The following is a 19,781-nucleotide window of genomic DNA, read 5'->3' on the forward strand; positions in this document are numbered from 1 at the left end:
CCTCTAACCCTCCGCGGGCACCTGGCTACGAATCAACTTTTCCAGATGGGCCTTCCAGCTCTCGTCCGTCACGCTGTAGAAGACCGCGCCCAGGTAGTGCCCGGCATGCGCGGCGCGCAGCGCGGTATCGAGCTGTTCGAGCGTCAAGAGGTCCAGGCCCTCACCGAACCGGTCGAATTGCGTCAGCACGATGGCGGGGGTGCGAATCCCCCGGCGCTTCATGTGGCGCAGTAGCTCCCGGCCCGCATAGGCCTGGGGACGCCCGCCATCCTCCTCGGCGGTGATGTCGAAGGTCGGCATCGTCATATCGAGGATGAGGAGGTCCTGGCCTCCCTTGAGGATGGCGCTCAGCCCGCTCTGCATCGAGCGCGCCTCCTGCAGCACGGCGTCTGGCGCCAGTTCCTTGAGGAACTCGGAGACCTGCCGCCGCTTGTCCTCGTCGTCTTCGACAATCAGGATCTTCATAGAGGCGTCAGCGGGGCTCGGATGCGTTCGGGAACTGAGAACCGCACGAAGAAGTGTGTGTCATCCGAGAAGCCGAAGTCCAGGTCCGGGCTGACGCCCAGGTCGTGGGCCAGCAGCTTGCCAAGCTTGTGCATGCCGGTGCCGCCCTCCCGGTTGACGGACGGGCCATGGAGGCCTGCTCCCATGGTGGCCTTGATGTTGTCGAGCCGAGCCCTGGCTTCCGCTGTCGCAACGCCCTGACCCAGCTCGTTCTCCACCCGGATGTGGAGTTTCTGCTCGCTGATGGAGATGGAGACCCGGGCGGATGGCCGCGACTTCAGGGAGGCATGGCGGACGATGTTCTCGAAGATGATGAAGAAGATGTCGACGAAGGTGGCCAAGTAGAGGCCGGGCAGCAAGAGGGCTGCTTCTTTCCGGTCGATGATTTCCGCGCGGAAGTCTTGGACGACGGTGCGCACCGTCTCCGCGCCGATGTCGATGGCGTCCTCGAGCGGGAACGGCTCGTTGGCAACAAGCCGTGCCCTGCGGAACCAGGCGGCCACGCGGTCGAAGGCGACGTTCAGCTCCGTCTTTGCGGTGCGGATGGCATGGGTGAGCTCCCCTGTGTCCACTTCTTCATCGAGCGCGTCGATGTCCGCGGCGAGCCGCTCGAGCAGCTCACTGGCCCGCGCCTTGGGCGTCAGGGTGATGTACTCGCGGGCGCCCTTCAATTGCTCGTCGAGGATGTTCCCGAACAACTCCAGGCCGTGGTCAACGAACTGCTCGAAGGTCGTCTCGGGCGTGATGAGCTTCGAGCTGAGGAGGATGACCCGGTACTGGGCACGGGGCAGCTCAAGCGCGAACAGCCCGGTCTCTTCCTCCGCCTTCCTGATCTGGATGCGTGCATTGACGTCTGCGACCAGCGTGTCGAATTCCTTGGAGAATGCCGCCAACCGGTGGGTGAGCCACTCGCGAGCCGCGGCAGAGGCCCCCTTGATGCGCTTGGGCCAGTGCTCGTTCTGTTTGTAGCCGCCCGAGCTGCTCTCCTTGCGGGTCACGAGCCGGGCGAGTTCGACGGGCTTGCGCAAGTGGGCCGCGAGGGTGCCATGGCGGATGCGGACACTCAGGTACTTGGCGAGTCCGTGCTCCGGGCTCAGCAGATACTCCTCCCGGAGCCGCCGGATGAGGGACTCGAACAGCTCGATGGTCTCATTCTGTGGAAGCTCCAGGCTGTTCAGCCCGGTCAAGTCGCCACTGCTGGCCTTCTCGAGTGCCGCCTCCAACTCCGGCGAGTCACCGAACTCCTTGCGCTCGTTCTTAAGCGCCATGAACCGGCTGAAGGCCTCGCGCAGGTCCTCCGCTACGGTTCGCTTGATGCTGTCGGTATCGACGAAGATCTTGCTCTGCTCCACCTCCTTCATGCGCTTCTGCAGCATGAGGCGGCGGAGCAGGGTCTTGATTTCCGTGTGATACGCCTCTACGCCGTCCGCATCGATTTCGATGAGTAGCTGGCAGATGCCGAGCCGCTCCTCCAGCAGGGCGCGCGAGCTGTCGAACATTTTCGACCGGTCCATGATGGACTCCACGCAGACATAGCGCAGGAAGTAGATGAGCTTCTTGCGGTCGAACTTCTCGTACACGCCGCGCAGGTCGGTGGGCCGGTTGATCCCGTGTGCATCGAGGAACTCGGTGCAGGCGAACATGCATTCGGAGTCGAAGTGGTTGTCGACGTGCCGGGTGTACAGCTCGAATAGGATGGGAATGGACAGGTTCGCCGCGAAAGGCCGTTTCTCATCCGAGGCGACGGCGGTCGCCGCGGCCTCGATGGGCAGCAGGGCGTACGTGGTCCGCTCAGCGACGTACGCGCTGGTGAGCCGGTCGACGCAGTCCTCTGTCTGGCCCAGGTGGAGCAGCGCCGGGCAGGCCAGCCGGATGGCCCGGTGCCGGTAGTAGGCGTAGGAGGAGCGCTCCAGCCGGTTGGCGGCCGCGAGTGCCTCCTGGAAGTTGCCGTTGCTGAAGGCATGGACTGCTTCGAGCAGGGTGCGTTCCTCCCAGAGGATGCCCTCTGGAAGGTGTGCCGTTCGCTGCGGGTCTGCTGTCGCGAGCGCATAGGCGCTGGAGTCGCTGGGGTCCAGCAGGCGCTCCATGTGTTGCGCGTACCGTTCCCGGGCGCCTCCCAGGGGGAGCCAGAGGGTCCGGAGCGGGTGGACGGCCGGAATGCTCAACGCCGCCAGTTGCGCGTAGCCCGCGCCGCGCAGGAGGAGGTCGGAGGCGTTCTCCTGCTCCACTAGGCCCAGGAGGGTATTGGCCCAGGGCGCCCCGAAGAAGTTAAGGGCCAGCTTGACGAGCTCGATGGAGTCCTTGCTGACGCTCGCATCCTTGGCAATGACCCCCGCCATCCAGGACACGATGCGCTGGCTGAGGGGGCGCTCGTGGGACTCCATCCGGTTGGGCAGCATGGAGGCTGCCCTGGCCGCCACCAGCAAGGCGTCGGGATCCGCCGGATTGGAGGCGAGCGCCGCCGCGGCTTCGGCCAGGGCGCGCTCGGGGTGCCCTCTCAAGAGCGCGTCCGCAGCGGTCAGCGCCGCGGGATGGGCGGGCGGCAGGCCCGGAGGCGTGGCTCCCACGCCGGCGAGGATGGCGCCGAGTCGCGGGTCTCCGGTGCGGGCATACAGGGCCCCCAGTTCTGGCACCAGGAAGGAGGCGAAGCTGACCTGTCCCGTGACCACCACGAACTGGGAGATGCAGACGAACGCCTCGTAGTAGTCGATGACGGACCCGGCCTGCTCCCTGCGGAGGATTTCGGCCAGGAGCTGGGGATCCTGGATGATGCTGGGGCAGACGTGGAAGCGCAGGCGGGTGAGGTAGCCGGGGCTTTGCTCCATCTTCCGCACCCTGACCTCGAACTGGCTTCGGAACCGGCCGGGCGTCACGCTCGGCTCGGTCCGTATGCTCGTGAAGTAGGTCGCGCGGGCGATGAAGGGGTTTGCGTTGTCGCTGAAGCGGACTGACTCCGCATACTGCTTCTGGGCTTCGAGGCCGCTCATGGCCTGGAGCAGCGGCAGCCGGTGCTTGATGAGCCACAGGGACTGGCCGAACCGCTGCTCGATGTCATCCAGCAGGGTGGTACACGTGGCGAAGTCGTCGGCCAGGAAGGCTCGGTGGAAGGCCGCAGCGTAGGTGACGAACTCGCTCAGGCTCGCGGCATGGGGAACTAGGTTTGCAACGGCCCAGCGGAACTCCCGCACGGGGGTGGTGGCGGGCAGAGGACCGTCGCTCCCGTACTGGCTGAAGGTGCGTGGATATCCAGAGGGGAGCACCCTCCGTGCGACAAGAGGGGTGGCGTGGAGCCAGGCGGCGGCCTCCTTGAAGAGTTCCGGAGCGAGCGTGTTCCGCGCATGACCGAGAACGGAGCGGGGCTGCTTGGTGCCACGCAGCATGTTGCGCAGCTGGACGACTTCCGACCTGTTCTTAGAGACCCGATCCGACTTCTTCTTGCCCACGTGCCGTCTACCTTCGCGGAGGAGGGGCCTGAACAGGAGCCGGCCCATCAGGAATGTTACCGGGCCCCCGCTCGCCTGCCTGCGTTGGCCTCATGTGGTGCACCCAACACGCAGCTCCCTCTAGCATAGTCCGCAGGCCGCATCTGGCGCGGGGGGCCCTGGTCTCGTCCTCGCGGTGTGGTTTCCGCGTGCCTCATGAAAAGAGGCCCCGCGCCGTCATGCATCGGCGCGGGGCTTGGTGCCGCCGGTCAGCTCATGACGTGTAGACCGGGCGCATAGGAGGAACAGGGGCCCCGTTGCGGCGTGAGGCGCGAGTGGGCATGGGGCGCTGAGGGGCAGGAGGGGCCTCCATGGCTGTGCTCCCCGTAGCTGACTGCCCCTCTGAGCTGGTCGCCGGACGCACCTCCCCCTTGCGCGCCACCAGGGCGCAGGGGCTCGCGCCAGAAGGGGGTACGGGTGCTGCCGCAGTGGAGCGGCTACCCCCAGAGTGCCTGCTGCGGTGGCCAGCGCGCAGGTGCGCGCGGCGCAGGAGTGTCTGGCAGCTTCAGGTGCTGAAGGCTGGGGCGGATGGCCGCTGCATGCGTCAAGTACGCCAGCACCCTTAAGCCTGCCCCCGCATCTGGCGCAGGAGAAGACGTCCACCTTGAAAACGCGGCGCAGCAGTCCCTTCCCGTCGAGCCTCGGTGCGTATTGACGCCTCCTGTACGTATCCACCCCTGTGGCCGCTGCCGCAGGTGCCTGCTCCTCGCTCGGCCTCGCCGCCGCAGCGCGTTCGACCTGGGTGAGACGGATTGACCCCAGGTAGGGTGCCGCGGACGCGGGAGCCTTCACGACACGGTCATGGTAGAAGTCGTGGCCCATGCCTCACAACGGGCCTCGTGATTCCCTGTCCCCCTTGGGGGTGGCCGAGGTCTCGACGGCCGTCGGAGAGCAGCAGCGGGTCACGGAGTCCGCTGACGAGCTGGTGCCGGCCCTGACCCTCATCTCCCATCCGACGGCGACGCGCGCGGGAGCGCGGCTCCTCCTGGACGCGGTCCTCGCGGGCCGCGACGTCGCGCTGTCCCGGAACGGCCCGAACTTCACCCGGCCCGGAGAGCCTTTCGGCCATCCGCTGTCGGACCCTTTCGTCAGCCGGATTCCCATCGTGTTCTCCAAGGGAGACACCGGGTGGATCCGGCTGCGGGTCGTCGAGGGCGGAACCCGCGTGACGGTGAACCACCAGCTCGTGACGGACTGTGAGTTCACGCGGGAAGCGCTGGCGGCGGGCGTGCCGCTCGATGTGTCCGGCCGGCTGGTGTTGCTGCTGCACCTGGCCTCGCGCGAGACGGGCGTGCCCGCGGACACGCTGGGAATGCTGGGCGACAGCCAGGGCATCCGGCGAGTGCGCGAGCACATCCAGCGCATCGCCGACCTCCAGGTCCCGGTGCTGGTCCGAGGCGAGACCGGTACGGGCAAGGAGCTGGTGGCCCAGGCCATCCACCAGCACGGCCCGCGACAGGGGCGCCCCTTCATCAGCGTGAACCTGGGCGCCATCCCCAAGGAGCTGGCGGCCGCCGAGCTGTTCGGCGCGCAGCGGGGCGCCTTCACCGGGGCGACCCGAGACAGGGAGGGCTTCTTCCGGGCGGCGCAGGGGGGCACGCTGTTCCTCGACGAGGTGGGCGAGGCCCCGCCCGAAGTGCAGGTGATGCTGCTGCGGGTGTTGGAGACCGGCGAGCTGTACCCGGTGGGCGGCAACACCCCCATCAAGACGGATGTGCGGCTGATTGCCGCGACGGACTCCAACCTGGAGGAGCACATCCGGGACGGGCGCTTCAAGGCGCCGTTGTTGCACCGCCTGTCGGGCTACGAGATCCGGCTGCCACCCCTGCGCGAGCGCCGCGAGGACCTGGGGGAGTTGTTCCGACACTTCGCCCGGGAGGAACTGGAAGCCATTGGCGAGGCCCATCGCCTGACCTCCCGGGACCTCTATGCCGAACCCTGGCTGCCGACCTCGCTCGCGCTGCGCCTGCTGTGCTTCGCGTGGCCCGGCAACATCCGGCAGTTGCGCAACATCACCCGGCAACTGGTCATCGGGAGCCGGGGGCAGCCGGTCCTGCGGCTGGATCCGCGGCTCGCCGAGGAGCTGGAGACCGCCGCCATGGCGAGCCCCGTCGCGATGCCTCCGGCGGCGGTCGCTCGACGCAAGTCCACCGAGGTCACCGGGGAGGAGCTGCTGTCGGCGCTCCGCGAGCACCAGTGGGACCTCAAGTTGACGGCGGACCGGCTCGGGATACCGCGCTCCTCCATCTACAACGTCATCGACAAACATCCGAACCTCCGCAGGGCGGGGACGCTGACCGCGGAGGAGATCACCTCCTGCCATCGGGAGTGCGCAGGCGACCTGGACGCGATGGTCCGGCGCCTGGAGGTCTCCAAGAAGGCGCTCAACCGGCGCCTCAAGGAGCTGGGCCTGAGCACCCGGGGCTCCTGAAGCCGTGGCAGGCTCCATGCAATAGAAGATCGGGTCCGCCCGGGGTCCCGGGTCGTCGAGTGCAAGGAGCCGTGTCATGTCGAAGAACCAGCTGATCCTCTCCAAGTACGTCAACGCTGCTCATCCGGTTCGCTCCCTGGGGGGGCAGCTCGTGAGCGCCCGTGAGCTGGTCATCAACAGCCTCCGGAGTGAGGAGGAGCTGGGTGACCTCGGACTGTGCCTCGTCGCTCCGGGAGACGTGCTCGAGGTCGTGGTCGCTTCAGACCCTACCGAAGGCGTCAGCCTGTGGATCCTCGAATCCGACAGCGTCTCGGGTGGCGGCACGGTCATCGATATCGAGCGCGAGGTCCTGTTCCTGCCTGTGAACGACGTGTTTGCTCCGGGCCCGGGAGAGCAGCGCCGCAAGCTGTGGATCAGCGACCGGGGGCAGGAGCCGCGAATCCCGCCGAGGGATGGGACTGGAAACGCCGGCACCATGGTCGCGCTCCCACCTCCTCCCTGACGCGGCCTCGCGTCACGGGCTCGCCGGGAGGGCGCCGCCCCATTCCCGCCGGAAGCCCGGGTTGGCGGCGAGCGCGCGGGAGAGCTCCTGTGAGGCCTCTTCGCGCCACGCCTGCTGCTGCTCGGGGGTGGCCGAGGGGAGCTCCGCCCGGAGCGCGAGGAGGCCGCCTCGCAACAGGTGCGCGTCCGGCCATCCGGAACGCGCCGCGACGAGCGGGGCGACCTGCTCCAGTCCCTGCTCCAGGATGGGGCCCGCGTCCTGCTTCGCCCGCATCGCGCGGGTGGCCCAGCGCCGGAGGAAGTGCCCGAAGCCCAGGCTGAAGTCCTGTCGCTCCGGATCCAGCTCGATGCCCTTCCGGAACGCCTGGGCCGCGGCCTCGCAGTCCTGGGGCCTCGCCCCGGAGTACAGCGCCCGGGCTCCCAGGGCCTCCCCGAGGAAGTACCAGGCATCGGCCTGGTTCGGTTTTCGCGCGAGGGCCTGCCGCAAGGACTCCTCGGCTCGCGCGATGCTCGCGCGGGGATCGCGTCCGTGGTCGAGCTCGAAGGTGGCCAGGGTGGCGTGGACCATGCCGCGGTTGGCCAGCGTCCCGGAGTCCTCCGGAAGCCAATGGAGCGCCTGTTGGAGGGCCTTGTCGGCCGCGTGCACGCTCTGGGTGGGGTCCTCTCCGCAGGCACGCTGGTACAGGGCTCGCTGGGCGAACACTTCTCCGAGGTTGATGTAGCCGTAGCCGCTCTTCGGAGCGACGGCCACGGACCGCTCGCAGGCCTCCTGGGCCCGGGCCAGCGCGGGGGTGGGGTCTGCCCCGTGGTCCCATCCCGCCTGCGCCTGCTGGAGCAGGGTCAGGCACAGTCCGTTGTGGAGCTGGGGAATCCCGGGGCCGAGCTCAATCCCCTTGCGATACAGCTCCACGGAGCGCTCCAGCGCCGCGGCGGGCTCACCGCCCCGGACATTGAGCCTCCGGGCCACGAGCGCATGCGCCAGCCCCGCGTAGAAGTAGGACACCACGTGCCCGGGGTTGAGGGTCCGGGCCTGCTCCAGCGCCGCCACGGCCTGGGAGAGGTCTCCGTCCGCGTCCGGAGCACGGGGATGGGTGGCGCGGGTGTAGAGCGCGATGCCCAGGTTGAGCCAGCCTTCCGGCACCCGCCCGTCCAACTGGACCGCGGCGCGAAAGGCGTCGATGGCCTGTCCGTAGCGGGGCAGCGGATCCGCACCCACCTGCTCCTCGTGGTCGGCCCAGGTCTTGTAGACGAGGCCCAGGTTGAAGTGGAAGCCGGAGTCGCGGTCCTCCGGAGTCAGGCCCTCGAAGGTCTCTACCGCCTGGCGCAGCTGTTCGCGTGGGTCCTGGGAGTGGAGCTGGCGGAGGTAGCCCCAGATCCACCAGGCCTGCCCCAGCTCGAGCCGGGCCTTCGACAGCGAGGGGTCGAGCTCCAGCGCGCGCCGCGCGGCGGTCACCGCCTTCTCTGGCAGCGCCTCGTCGTACTCGCCCAGGTTGCCCTGGTACTCGGCGAGCCGGCGGTGGAGGCGGGCCTCCAGCACCCGGGCGTCGGCGTGGTCGGGCCTTGCCGTGAGCGCGCGCGCGACGGCCTCGAGCCCCCGTGTGTAGGGGGGCATGACCGCGCCCTTCCCGTAGACCTCCAGGATGAGCGCGCCGTGCTCCAGTTCGCCCTGGGCCGTGTAGACGGCGGCCACGCTCTCGCCGCTCGCGGCCGCCTCGGCGTAGGCCTTCCGGCCCGCCTCGAAGTCCGCCACCGCGCCCGCGTGCTCGCCCCGGTTCCACTGCCGCATGGCGCGAGCCTGGAGGATGTCTCCCCGCAGCTTGCGCGCCTCGTGGAACCAGGAGAACCCGGGGCCGAGCGTGGCCAGTTGGGCGAGGGCGTCGTCCCACCGGTCCTCGTAGAAGGCGAGCAGCGCCGCGACGTACGCGGCGGAAGGGACCTCGGCGCCCTCGCTCTGGCGCAGCCAGGCCAACGCGGGATCGCGATAGCGGCGCTCGACCTCCCGTTCGCGGGCCTCCCGCCGCCTGGGGTCGCGGATGCGCGCGGCCTCCAGCAGTTGTGCCTGGTACTCGTGGCCTTTCACCAGCGCCAGCGCATAGGCCACCCGGGGCTCGCGGAAGCCCCACGCCCAGGCGGACTCGAGGGACTCGCGGGCCCGGGCCTCGTCTCCGAGCGCGAGGTAACCGCGCCCCAGCGCGTAGCGGCCCGGTCCCTCGGCCTGTTCGCCGGCCTCATGGATCTCTGCTTCGAGCGCCGCCATGCGCGCGCGGATGGCGCGCTGCTCCTCGCGGGTGTCATGCAGGGGCGCCAGGTCCGAGTAGCGCGCCAGCGCCTCGATGCGCTCCACGGACTCGGTGAACCGCCGGGCCAGCCGCTCGCGCACGGCGGCCCGGCGCAGGGCCAGCCCCGCCCCGACCAGGACCAGGAGCACGAGCAGCGCCGCCGCGAAGCTCATGGACGCCAGGAGCCGGTGTTTGCGCAGCTTCCTGCGCAGCCGGTACCAGGTCCCGTGCGAGCGGGCCCGCACCGGCTCGCCCGAGAGGAAGCGTCCCAGCTCGTCCGCCACGGCCCGCGCGGAGTCGTACCGGGCCGAGCGCTCCTTCTCCAGACACTTGAGCGCGATGGCCTCGAGGTCCGCGGGGATGTTGGGATCCACCGCGCGCGGGGGCCGTGGCTCCGTGCCGGCGATGTTGTTGAGCACTTCCAGGCCATTGCCGCCGGGGATGGGTGGCTGGCCCGTCAACACGCTGTAGAGGGTGGCGCCCAGGCTGTAGACGTCCGCCCGGCGGTCCAGGCCGGAGACCTCGCCGCGGGCCTGCTCGGGCGACATGTAGTGGGGCGTGCCCAGCACCGCGCCGGTGGCGGTGGTGCCCTCCTTCCAGTCTCGCGCCAGCCCGAAGTCCATCACGTAGGGGCGCAGGCTCCCATCCTCCGCCCGCTCCACCATGATGTTCGAGGGCTTGAGGTCGCGGTGGATGAGTCCCACGCGGTGCGCCTCGTGCACGCCCTCGCAGGCCGCTCGGAGCACCAGCGCCTTCTGCTCGACGGAGAGCTCGCGGGCGAGCGTGCCCAGTGGTTGTCCCTCGATGAACTGCATGGCGATGTAGACGCGCCCCTCGACCTCGCCCACCTCGTACACCTGGCACACGCGCTCGTGGTTCACCCGCGCCTGGGCCCGGGCCTCGGAGAGGAAGCGCCGGGTGAGCTCCGGGGCATCCCCGCGGACGAACTTCAAGGCCACGTTCCGGTTCAGCCGCGGATCCCGCGCGAGGAAGACGCGCCCCATTCCCCCTTCGCCGAGGAAGCGCACGGGGTGGTAGCGCTCCCAGCCTGGGACCGGGAAGGTCGGCGGGGCGGGGGAGGGCACAGGCGGGGACTCCACGAGCGCGGTCGCGTCTGGAGCCTCGGCGGGCGACCCGGGTGAGGCTTCACCCCGGGCCAGCGCCATCATCGACATGAGCGAGTCCTCGGACAGGCGGCCCCGCTCACGGAGCAGCTCCAGGGGACCGCGTGCCCGGCGTCGGGATTCCTCTCGCAGCTCCTGGGCTTCCTGCTCGGAGAGCAGGCCCTCCGCGAGGGCCACATGCAGCTCGGCCTCGAAATCCTGACGCATCGGGCCATGCTCCCGGGTGAGGCGCCCATCGTACCCGGAACCGGCCGGGGGGCCGCGGCCGGTGCGTTCCCGGCCAGGGAGGGGAAGGGCACGGCATGTCACGGACATGTCGGCGACATGTCCGCTCGGGACGGTTCCTCCTGCACCGGTCCCTCCGCGCGGCCTTCCTCCTCGGGAACCCTCACCGGAGGCGATGCGCTCGGCCGTGGCGCGCTCCGTGCAATGTCACACATTCGCGCAACGTCGCGCATCGAGCCGCCCAATCCCTCGCATCCCGCCTTGGAGAAAAGAACCATGAAGCATGTCCTGACCTTCGGAGTCCTCGCACTCTCGCTCGCCGCCACCCAGGCTTCGGCCCTCGAGCTGGAGAACGTGCGCGCCATCTTCCCCAGGGCGACGGCCGCGCTGCAGTGCCCCGGCTCGTCCCAGCCGGCCTATGTGACCATGGCCTATCAGGGCATGACCGGACAGGAGATCTGCGCCGCGAACCAGAACAGCCCCAAGACCTGCGTCGCCGCGAAGTTCGTGGCCATCCGGATGGACAACACCTACTCGACCTGGCCCTCGTATGACGTGAGCTGCACCACGCCGGTCGTCGGTGCCTGGCCGTGGGGACGCATGCAGCTGAAGCCGGATGTCCTCGATACGCAGTGGATGCACCCCGACATGCACGTCATCTGCTGTCAGTAACACCTGGATGACGGATGGGAAGCCGCGCGGCCCCCGCGAGAGGGGCCGCGCGGTTCTCCATGCCGCCCGCGACTTCGCTCAGAGGCGAACCTGTCGACCCATCCTGGTTGAGCAATCTTCGCTGATGCGCTCCCGGACCCCACACCCGATTCCCCGGCCAATTCAAACACACACGATCCATAGTGCATTCCAGTTTTTCCGCTATAACTGCTTTGGCGTGGTTATCCGGAGGAGTTCACATATGGAGTGTCATCCGAAGAAGGTGTCGTTGCTGCGGACCCTGGCATGGAGTGCCCTGGGGGGTGCCCTGCTGACCGCGGCGCCCGTGCAAGCCGCCCCGCTTTGTGACGGTGGAGAGGTCATCCGGCGCGGGACGGTCATCGTGGGGTGCCGGTTCCCGAGATGGGGCGCCAATGAACAGCTTCAGTGCAACGGCGCGCAGACGTTCCTGCCCAATCCGGGCGGCACCTGCTACGTGTGCGTGGATTCCGTGGAGGGGGCCGTCGTCAGCAACCCGTCGCGCTGGGCGGAGCTGAACATCTCCGGCGCTCCCGCGAGCTTCAATTGCCTCGGGGGGTACTGCACGGCACTCCCGGAGGAGGCACGCGGCTGGTACCCGCTCGATGAGAGCGTGGGCCCCACCGCGTCGGACATCGTGGGTTTGAACCCCGGCCGCCACGTCAATGGCCCCGTCCCGGTGGCAGGCAAGGTGGGCAACGCGCTGCGCTTCGACGGCATCGATGACTACGTCGAGGCGCCCAGCGCTCCCTCCAACCAGCTGGGCACGGGTGACCTGTCGATTGAAGCCTGGGTGCGTACGAGCAGTGCCAACTACATCCAGATGATTGTCGACAAGCGGGATGAGTCCTCGTTCCCCAACATCCGCGGCTACGGCTTCTACGTCATCGGAGGGCAGCTTGGCCTCCAGCTCGCCGATGGTGCCGGTTATTCCATCTACGGCACGTCCGGCGTCTCCGTCTCCGACGGCCAGTGGCACCTGGTGGCGGTGACGGTCGACCGGGACAACCCCTCGGGTGGCCGGTTCTGGCTCGATGGCGCCCTGGTTGGCACGTTCGACCCGACGGTGCGCCCCGGCTCGTTCGACTCCACGAAGCCGCTTCGCATCGGGAGCCGCTCCACCTTCGTCACCGGCATCTTCCAGGGAGACATCGACGAGGTGTCCCTGCATGGCCGCGCGCTGCTACCCGCGGAGCTCGCCGCGCACTACCAGACCGGCGCGGCAGGTCGGTGCCGGCCCGCGTGCATCCCGACGAACCTGTCCATGAACGCCTGGTATCCGCTCGATGAGATCGTGGGCCCCACCGCGTCGGACATCATCGCCTGGAATCCCGGTCGGCATGTCAACGGCCCCGTTCCGGTGGTGGGCAAGGTGGGCAACGCGTTGCGCTTCGACGGCATCAATGACTACGTCGAGGCGCCCAGTGCTCCCACCAATCAGATGGGCAGTGGCGACCTGTCGATTGATGCCTGGGTGCGCACGAGCCAGATCAGCGATGTCCAGATGATTGTCGACAAGCGGGAGGAGACCGTGTCCTCCAACGTGCGCGGCTACGGCTTCTACCTCTACAACAGGCAGCTCGGCTTCCAGCTCGCCGACGGCGCCGGCTATTCCATCTACGGCACGTCCGGCGTCAACGTCTCCGACGGACGGTGGCACCATGTGGCGGTGACGGTCGACCGGGACAACGCCTCGGGTGGCCGGTTCTGGCTCGACGGCGTCCTGGTTGGCACGTTCGACCCGAGGGTACGCCCCGGCTCACTCGACTCCACGAGGCCGCTGCGCATCGGCAGCCGATCCACCTACGTCACCGGCATCTTCAACGGGGACATTGACGAGGTGGCCATGCACAACCGCGTGCTGACGCCCGCTGACATCAGCGCCATCCATCAAGCGGGCCGGGGCGGCAGGTGTAAGTAGGCACGCCGTGTCCGATGAGCGCCGCCGGTGCTTCGCCAAGGCCGGCGGCGCCCTCCAACTGCCCGCGCGTGAGCGCCGAACCGAAGGAAAAGGGGCAAGGGCGTTCGACTGCGCGGGGGCACCGTGTGCGCGCCCCTCCCGGACAACATTCGTGCACCAGCCACCGCCAGAAGGGCTCATGAAAACACGGTACCTGCTCATCCTCGTCGCGTGCCTCACCGCTTGCACCACGGGGCCCTACCAGAACACGTCGGTCCCCAATAAGTCGGCACCCATCCTTTTTCAGGGATATGCGTCGGCCGCCGGTGCCGCCATCACGGTGGCCGCTCTCAACAACAGCACGGGTGAGCAACGGACGATTGCCACCACGGTCGCGTCTTCGACGGCGGCGGTCGATAGCACGGGAAGGTCGTGGTACTACTGGAGTACCTCCGTGGTCCTGCCGCGCCAGGGCGGCTTCTGGCAACCGGACGGTGCGAGCAGCAGCAAGGCGAGCATCATCACCACCATCGGCAACATCCAGTCCTATACCTTCACGGCGGCCCAGATGACCTGCACGGTCCAGAATCTCTCCGCCAAGGGCTACGCGCAGGCGGCCCTGGATTGCGGGTCGACCGCCGATCCGCTCGTCCTGCTGGCTCCGTGCGACAGCAAGGTGACGACCGTCAACGCGGAGATGAACGGCTGTTATCACGTCGGGACCACCGCCAACCTCGAAGACTTCCCATTCAACCGCTCCTACGACCTGGCGAATGGGCTTCAGGGGGTGTGCCATGACGACAACAACTGGTTCGTCACCTCCGCGTGGCGCAATCTCTCCGGGCAACAGAGCCGCATTGCAAAGAAGCCGGTCAACGTCAGCTTCAACGAGGACAACTTCCTCGTCTACAGGAGCCCGTATATCGACCAGGGCTGGAGACACCCGGGCGATTGCGATGTGTACGGGGGCGTGGTGTATGTCCCCCTGGAGCCGGATGAAGGCTTTGCGGGATACAACGCGATTGGCCGCTTCAATACCTCCGACCTGTCCTACTACCCGGTGATGCCCATTCCGGTAGACAGCCCCCAGCGCGCCCGCGGCGATTTCCCCTGGATGGCGAGAAACCCCAAGAACAACCTCTGGTACAGCTCCAAGTTCAACGCAAACGAGCTGTACGTGTATGCCATTTCAGGTTCGAGCATCACCTACAAGGGAACGGTCGCTCTTCCGCAGACGATTTCCCGGATCCAGGGTGGCGAGTTCAGTCCGAGCGGCAGGCTCTTCCTCGCCACGGACTGGAACACGGGTCTCGTCTCCCTCGAGCTCGGAGAGGGCCTCGGCTCGACGGCGGCCATCACGCAGTGGCACAAGATCAACTGGGTGCCGGGTGACGAGGAAATCGAAGGGCTGACCGTGTGGAACCTCGATGACGGGCGTGCCCCCGGCATTCGCGGCCAGGTGCATGTGCTCATGCTCGACGTGGGAGAGGTCAGCAACGACGACCTCTACTTCAAGCACATGCGCGTCAGCCCGATTGATGCGCTCTGACCCGCTCCTGTGGGGTTGACGCAGGCCACGGCCCGGACCGGCGTCAACCGGGCCGGGTCGCTGGTGCTTCATCCGCCGCGGGAGCCTGCTGCCTCGCACGCACCCGGATCTCCGCGACGCGGGCGCTGGCGGCCTCCTCGTGCCGACCCGCCGCCTCCAGGACGGCCGCCGCGCGAGCATGGTGCTCCGCGGCCTCGTCCAGGAGCAGCAGTTCTTCGTCCGCGTTCGCGGCCGCATGCAGGTAGGGAAGGGCCCGGACCTCCTGTCCCGCCTCCAGCCAGTGGTGGGCCAGGAGGTTGGCCGGCGCGCCGTCACGCTCGAATACGGCCGCGAGCCGGCCATGCAGCAGGCGGCCCGTGGCCTTGCCGATGGTGGCCTGTACCGCCTCCAGCACCAGGTCATGGCTGAAGCGCTCCCCCACCAGCAGCTGCATGGACTCCAACTCGGAGAGCGCCGCGTGAACCGAGGTGGCGCTCACCTCCAGCGCCTCGGGCACGCGCGCGGCGCGAAAGTGGGAGCCCGCCCTCGCGGCGAGCTGCGCAATCTGCAGGGCCAGCGGCGAGAGCCGCTCCAACCGGCGTTGGATGAGCGGGCCCACCCGCCCCGGCGGTGGCAATCGCCGCGGCCAGTCCTTGTGGAGCGAGTCCGTCTCGATGAGGTGCTTGAGCGTCTCGACGATGTAGAGGGGGTTGCCTCCCGTGTAGCGGACCAGCGCCTCCGTGTGGGCCTCGGCGCCGGGCAGCTCCAGCCCCGCCAGCAACTGGCGCACGCTGCCGACGGAGAGCGGTCCCAGCTCGATGACGCGCCCCATCCCCACGTCCACGAGCTTGCGGATGTTGGCCTCGGAGAAGGGGAGGAGCTCACCCCGGCGATAGCATTGGATGAAGCACGGCAGGCGGACCGCGTGGGCCCCGGCGGCAATCATCCGGGTCCAGGCGTACATCGACAGCAGGGTGCTGGCCTTGTCCCAGTACTGCACATCATCCGCGACGACCACGCGCTCTCCCTCGAGCACCAGGGCCAGTGCTTCCGCGTGTGCCTCGAAGAAGCGCAGCTTGTCGGCCTCGGACGCCAGGGGAGGCACCGGCCGCGAGTCGCCAAGCTCGGGAATGAAGCGCGACAGTTCCGCCCGCAGGCGGTCCGGCAGCTTCAAGTCGGGCCGCCGGGCCAGCTGGGCCCGGAACGCCCGCGCCTGCGAGGAGTAGGGGACGTCCGGGTCTCCAGGCCGGGACTCGCTGCGCGTCCACCGGCCGTGGGCCGCCGCGAACTCCTCGGCGAGCCGCGACTTGCCCGAGCCCGGCTCGCCCGAGATGAGGATGACCTGACCCGCCTCGAAGCCCGCCAGCAGCTGCTGCCAGGCCGACTCTCGTCCCGCCAGTACCGGAGGACGCAGCACCGTCAGGGGCAGCGAGGGGCGGGCGACGAGAGCGGGCTGCGCTACCTGGGTGCCCTTCTCGATGTGCCGGACCAGCGCCAGGGTGTCTGGCATTGGAGCGACACCCAGGTCATGGGAGAGCGTGGCCCGCAGCCGCTCGAAGGCCGCGAGCGCCGCGACACGGTCTCCCTGGAGGTAGTGCAGGCGGATGAGGTGACGGCCGGCCTGCTCGGACTCGGGCTCCTGCTGGACCCACTCCTGCGCCAGGGCGAGCGCGGGCGACCAGTCGCTGTCGGCCAGGTGGCGCTGGATTTGTGCTTCGCGCGCCTTGCGAACCCAGCCCTCCACGGCGGCGCGGGCGCCATCCAGCCAGCGCGCCAGCTCCTCACAGTCATCGAAGTCGAATCCGGCCAGCAGCGGCCCTCCACCCCCGGGCCACGGGGCTTCAATCGCGCGCGCGGGACTGCTCGCCGTGGCGGCGGACTTCAGGCTCGCGAGGTCCAGACCCAGCAGGGGCGACAGCGCGAGGCGCTCGGAGTCGGCCTCCACCAGCTCCACGCCCCCCGAGGCAAGTCGCAGGCGGCGCAGGAGCTGGCGCATGTTGTTGCGGACGGTGGCGGGAGGCGAGTCGGGCCACAGCAGACACGCGACGGGGAACTTGGGCGAGGGGCCCTCCAACTCCAGATAGGCCAGCAGCACCGCGGCCCGTCGCTCCAACCTCACCCGTTGTCCCTGGGGCCCCAGCAACTGAGACATGCCCAGGACCCTCGCACTCCACTCTGGCCGGCTCACTTCACGCTCCTTGGTTGTCGGTTCTTCCCGCGCCGGCCACGCGGGTATCCGCTGAACGAACAAATGAACGAACAAAGTCAGGCTCCATACTGATCCTGGCCTTTCCCGATTGCGAGCACGGGCCTCGCCGACCCTGCTGACCGGCTTGCGGCGTCAGGTGCTCCTCCATGGCGCGCACCCTGTCGGGCCGAATCCCACCCCGCGTCGCCGGTTCAGGGCCGACGACCGCATCCCATGGACGCGGTCCTGCCCCTTCCGAGCGTCACCCTCGACCAGGAACTCGGCATCTGAAACAGGCGTCTGTCGTCGAGCTTCACGCCTCAGCGGCCTCTCCGTCCGGACTGGCGAGGACGACGACATAGCCATCCGGGTCCTGGAGCCAGATCTCCCGGTGCTGTGGAGCCGGGTTGACGTGCGGCTCTTCGATGACCCGAGCGCCCAGACGTCTGGCGCGGTCCACGGCAGCATCGAAGTCATCGACTTCGAACCAGAGAAGCACGCCATGGCCATGGGGTGCCCGGTCGGGCTCAACCAGGTTGGGGTGCTCCTCGGCATCCCAGCGGTGCAGCTGGAGGACCAGGGTGTCCCCACTCAGGAGTCGGTCATAGACGAGACGATGGGGATGGTCTGGATCGCCCCCCGAGCGTACTCCCAGCAGGGTCTGGTACCAGGCGCTGCTGGCCTTCACGTCCCGCACCGCAATCAACGTCTGGGGCCTGACCGTCAGTCGCGTCGGTTGTTCCATGGAACCCTCGGGTGAGAAGTTCGCGCGAAGGTACTGCACCCGTGTTGCCGTGTCTTGGACGGAGCCCGGGGCCCGCGAGCAAGCGCCGAACCGGAGGAATGGTGGCAGGGGCGTTCGACTTCGCGGGGGCTCCGTGTGCGCGAGCCCCAGACACCATTCGTGCTCCAGCCACCGCCAGAAGGGCTCATGAAAACACGGTACCTGCTCATCCTCGTCGCCTGTCTCACCGCTTGCTATCGACCAGGGCTGGAGGCACCCGGGCGATTGCGATGTGTTCGGGGGGCTGGTGTATGTCCCGCTGGAGCCGGATGAGGGCTTTGCGGAATACAACGCGATTGGCCGCTTCAATACCTCCGACCTGGCTTCGCACCCGGTGATGCCCATTCCGGTAGCCCGGACCGGCGTCAACCGGGCCGGGTCGCTGGCGCTTCATCCGCCGTCGGAGTGATACCTTGCGCGCGCAACCTCACACGCAAGGGGTATTGAGTGATTCAAGCTCGGCAGACCCGGTACATGCGGCTATCCACCCTCGCTGTCCTCATCCTCGGCGCACTTCCCACGCAGGCCATCGCAGGCCCGGAGAACGTTCCGGCCCAGTACATCGCCAAGATATACACGGAGGCCCTGGGCCGAGCCCCGGATCAAGAATCATGGAACGCGGTGACGAATCCGTTCCTGAGCGGCTGCACGGCGGCGCAGCTGAAGAGCCTGGGCAAGTCCATCTACACCTCCAGCGAATACGCGGGGCTCAACTACAGCCACGCCGCGAAGCTCATCACCCTCTATCGCGGCGCCTTGAATCGCGAGCCGGACAGCGCGGGCTTCAACGTCTACCACCAGCAGCTCACCGCCGGGACGCCCTGGACCACCGTGGTCGACACGATCTTCGAGAGCTCCGAGTTCGCGGGGAAGGTCAGCAGCTACTGCGCGACACGCTCCGGGTGGAACTCCAACCCCGTGCTCACCGTGCCGACCGAGGGGGTGGCGGACTTCGCGGGAGGCACCGGCGCCCAACTCCAGCTCCTCCTGAACAGCAAGGCGCAGAGCGGTGGAGGGATCGTCACCTTGAGCCGCCGCGCGGTCGTCCGGGTCTCGGAAACGCTGAGTGTTCCGAGCAACGTGGTCTTGATGACGGTGGAAGCCCCCCCAGCTCGCCGCTATGCGGAGATGGGACGCATCGTGCGGGCCGCTGGCTTCAACGCGCCTCTCGTGTCCGTCGCGGCCCGAGCCGTGCTCAAGAACGTATGGGTGGACGGCCGGCGGCCGGAATTCGGCTACATCCTCCCTCCGAGCGGCATCCGGGACGCCAACGCACCGAACATCCTGGCCTTCTGTGATTCGACCATCAGTTCCAACCGTTTCGGAGATTCATCGGGCGGACTGAACCTGTATGTCGCGGGGGCCTCGCAAGTCGGCACCTACTCCTCCTGCGCGGAGGATTTCACCGCCGACATCACGCAGAACCTCGTCACGGCGTATGCCAGCCCGGACAACAGCTACACGCAGGATGGCATCAGCGTCGCCTACCACAACGCGCAGATCACCCAGAACACCCTGGTGGACCTGACGGACGTGGCCATCGTGCTCTATCGACCCGAGGGAAACCTGGCCCAACACTCGCGGATCGCCAACAACACTGTCTTCAGTGCGGGCAACGCCGCTGGAGGCGGGATCGTCCTGGATCCGCTCCCGGCCCCCACCCCCGGCCAGCGGGTCTTCTACTCGTTCGCGGGCACGCGGGTCGAATACAACACGATCTGGACCAGTGCGCGGGGCTACATCAAGGTCGCGCTCTCGGTCGGCACGCGCCCGTGGTTTGGGGATTACGCGAACTACGGCAGCGGCGCGGTCGTCCAGTACAACGGCACGGGCAGCTCATCGCTGGTCACCAACTCCAACATCCTCATCGCCGCGAGCGGCATGAGCGACCCGACCACCATCGAAGGCAATGCCTTCTATGGCACTCCCTTCGCGCGGCCACCGGGCGTCGATCCCCGATCCTGCCCCGTGGCGGGCGCGGCGAAGGACCTCAACCCCGCGTACTCACCCAGCACCCTGCAAGGGGGCGCGTATACGGTGGCCACCTTTCCTCCTGACGGTTGCGTGCCGCCGTTCCCGTGGCCGCCGCCCTGGCTCTGAGAGAGCCGCGAGCTGTTGAGCACACCGGGAGTGCTTCCATGAGAC

Annotated in this window: 11 protein-coding genes; 6 read left to right on the top strand and 5 right to left on the bottom strand. The window is 68.3% G+C overall.

Translation table 11 applies throughout. The annotated features are described in order from the left end of the window. Positions 1-3: 3 nt before the first annotated feature. A complete protein-coding gene (locus OV427_RS43615) occupies positions 4-465 on the bottom strand; it encodes a response regulator transcription factor (protein WP_267862148.1) in 462 nt (153 codons plus the stop codon). Then, positions 462-3,947: a hypothetical protein gene (locus OV427_RS43620; RefSeq protein ID WP_267862149.1), complete on the bottom strand. Its 3,486-nt coding sequence runs from the start codon at positions 3,945-3,947 to the stop codon at positions 462-464. Before OV427_RS43620 ends, OV427_RS43615 begins: the two co-directional genes overlap by 4 nt. A gap of 859 nt (positions 3,948-4,806) precedes the next feature. On the opposite strand from OV427_RS43620, the gene OV427_RS43625 reads away from it, so the two are divergent. Next, entirely contained in the window at positions 4,807-6,417 is a 1,611-nt protein-coding gene (locus tag OV427_RS43625; RefSeq protein WP_267862150.1) for a sigma 54-interacting transcriptional regulator, read from the top strand. Between the two features lie 76 nt (positions 6,418-6,493). Further along, positions 6,494-6,919 (top strand): hypothetical protein, encoded by a 426-nt coding sequence (locus OV427_RS43630; protein WP_267862151.1) that lies wholly within the window; start codon positions 6,494-6,496, stop codon positions 6,917-6,919. Positions 6,920-6,931: 12 nt separating this feature from the next. Here OV427_RS43630 and OV427_RS43635 read toward each other — a convergent pair whose 3' ends face one another. Continuing rightward, positions 6,932-10,528, bottom strand: coding sequence for a serine/threonine-protein kinase (locus tag OV427_RS43635; protein ID WP_267862152.1), 3,597 nt, complete (start codon positions 10,526-10,528; stop codon positions 6,932-6,934). A gap of 294 nt (positions 10,529-10,822) precedes the next feature. Here OV427_RS43635 and OV427_RS43640 point away from each other — a divergent pair, with 294 nt between their 5' ends. From OV427_RS43640 to OV427_RS43650, 3 genes are all read left to right on the top strand, one after another. Beyond that, positions 10,823-11,218: a hypothetical protein gene (locus OV427_RS43640; RefSeq protein WP_267862153.1), complete on the top strand. Its 396-nt coding sequence runs from the start codon at positions 10,823-10,825 to the stop codon at positions 11,216-11,218. 241 nt (positions 11,219-11,459) lie between these two features. Beyond that, the gene (locus tag OV427_RS43645) at positions 11,460-13,157 is read left to right on the top strand and encodes a LamG domain-containing protein (RefSeq protein WP_267862154.1); all 1,698 of its coding nucleotides are present in this window, start codon (positions 11,460-11,462) and stop codon (positions 13,155-13,157) included. Positions 13,158-13,335: 178 nt separating this feature from the next. After that, the gene (locus OV427_RS43650) at positions 13,336-14,685 is read left to right on the top strand and encodes a hypothetical protein (protein ID WP_267862155.1); all 1,350 of its coding nucleotides are present in this window, start codon (positions 13,336-13,338) and stop codon (positions 14,683-14,685) included. A gap of 43 nt (positions 14,686-14,728) precedes the next feature. Here OV427_RS43650 and OV427_RS43655 read toward each other — a convergent pair whose 3' ends face one another. Together OV427_RS43655 and OV427_RS43660 are read right to left on the bottom strand one after the other, a co-directional pair. Further along, positions 14,729-16,816, bottom strand: coding sequence for an AAA family ATPase (locus tag OV427_RS43655; RefSeq protein WP_267862156.1), 2,088 nt, complete (start codon positions 16,814-16,816; stop codon positions 14,729-14,731). A 349-nt stretch (positions 16,817-17,165) separates the two neighbouring features. Next, positions 17,166-17,597 (bottom strand): VOC family protein, encoded by a 432-nt coding sequence (locus OV427_RS43660; protein WP_267862157.1) that lies wholly within the window; start codon positions 17,595-17,597, stop codon positions 17,166-17,168. Positions 17,598-18,110: 513 nt separating this feature from the next. On the opposite strand from OV427_RS43660, the gene OV427_RS43665 reads away from it, so the two are divergent. After that, the gene (locus OV427_RS43665; protein ID WP_267862158.1) at positions 18,111-19,736 is read left to right on the top strand and encodes a DUF4214 domain-containing protein; all 1,626 of its coding nucleotides are present in this window, start codon (positions 18,111-18,113) and stop codon (positions 19,734-19,736) included. Positions 19,737-19,781: the final 45 nt, after the last annotated feature.

This window comes from Pyxidicoccus sp. MSG2, assembly GCF_026626705.1.
Lineage (GTDB): Bacteria > Myxococcota > Myxococcia > Myxococcales > Myxococcaceae > Myxococcus.

Excerpts from the sequence above, each read along its gene's own strand:
- OV427_RS43615 (WP_267862148.1), bottom strand. The coding sequence starts at position 465 with ATGAAGATCCTGATTGTCGAAGACGACGAGGACAAGCGGCGGCAGGTC.
- OV427_RS43625 (WP_267862150.1), top strand. The coding sequence starts at position 4,807 with ATGCCTCACAACGGGCCTCGTGATTCCCTGTCCCCCTTGGGGGTGGCC.
- OV427_RS43630 (WP_267862151.1), top strand. The coding sequence starts at position 6,494 with ATGTCGAAGAACCAGCTGATCCTCTCCAAGTACGTCAACGCTGCTCAT.
- OV427_RS43635 (WP_267862152.1), bottom strand. The coding sequence starts at position 10,528 with ATGCGTCAGGATTTCGAGGCCGAGCTGCATGTGGCCCTCGCGGAGGGC.
- OV427_RS43640 (WP_267862153.1), top strand. The coding sequence starts at position 10,823 with ATGAAGCATGTCCTGACCTTCGGAGTCCTCGCACTCTCGCTCGCCGCC.
- OV427_RS43645 (WP_267862154.1), top strand. The coding sequence starts at position 11,460 with ATGGAGTGTCATCCGAAGAAGGTGTCGTTGCTGCGGACCCTGGCATGG.
- OV427_RS43650 (WP_267862155.1), top strand. The coding sequence starts at position 13,336 with ATGAAAACACGGTACCTGCTCATCCTCGTCGCGTGCCTCACCGCTTGC.
- OV427_RS43655 (WP_267862156.1), bottom strand. The coding sequence starts at position 16,816 with ATGTCTCAGTTGCTGGGGCCCCAGGGACAACGGGTGAGGTTGGAGCGA.
- OV427_RS43660 (WP_267862157.1), bottom strand. The coding sequence starts at position 17,597 with ATGGAACAACCGACGCGACTGACGGTCAGGCCCCAGACGTTGATTGCG.
- OV427_RS43665 (WP_267862158.1), top strand. The coding sequence starts at position 18,111 with ATGCGGCTATCCACCCTCGCTGTCCTCATCCTCGGCGCACTTCCCACG.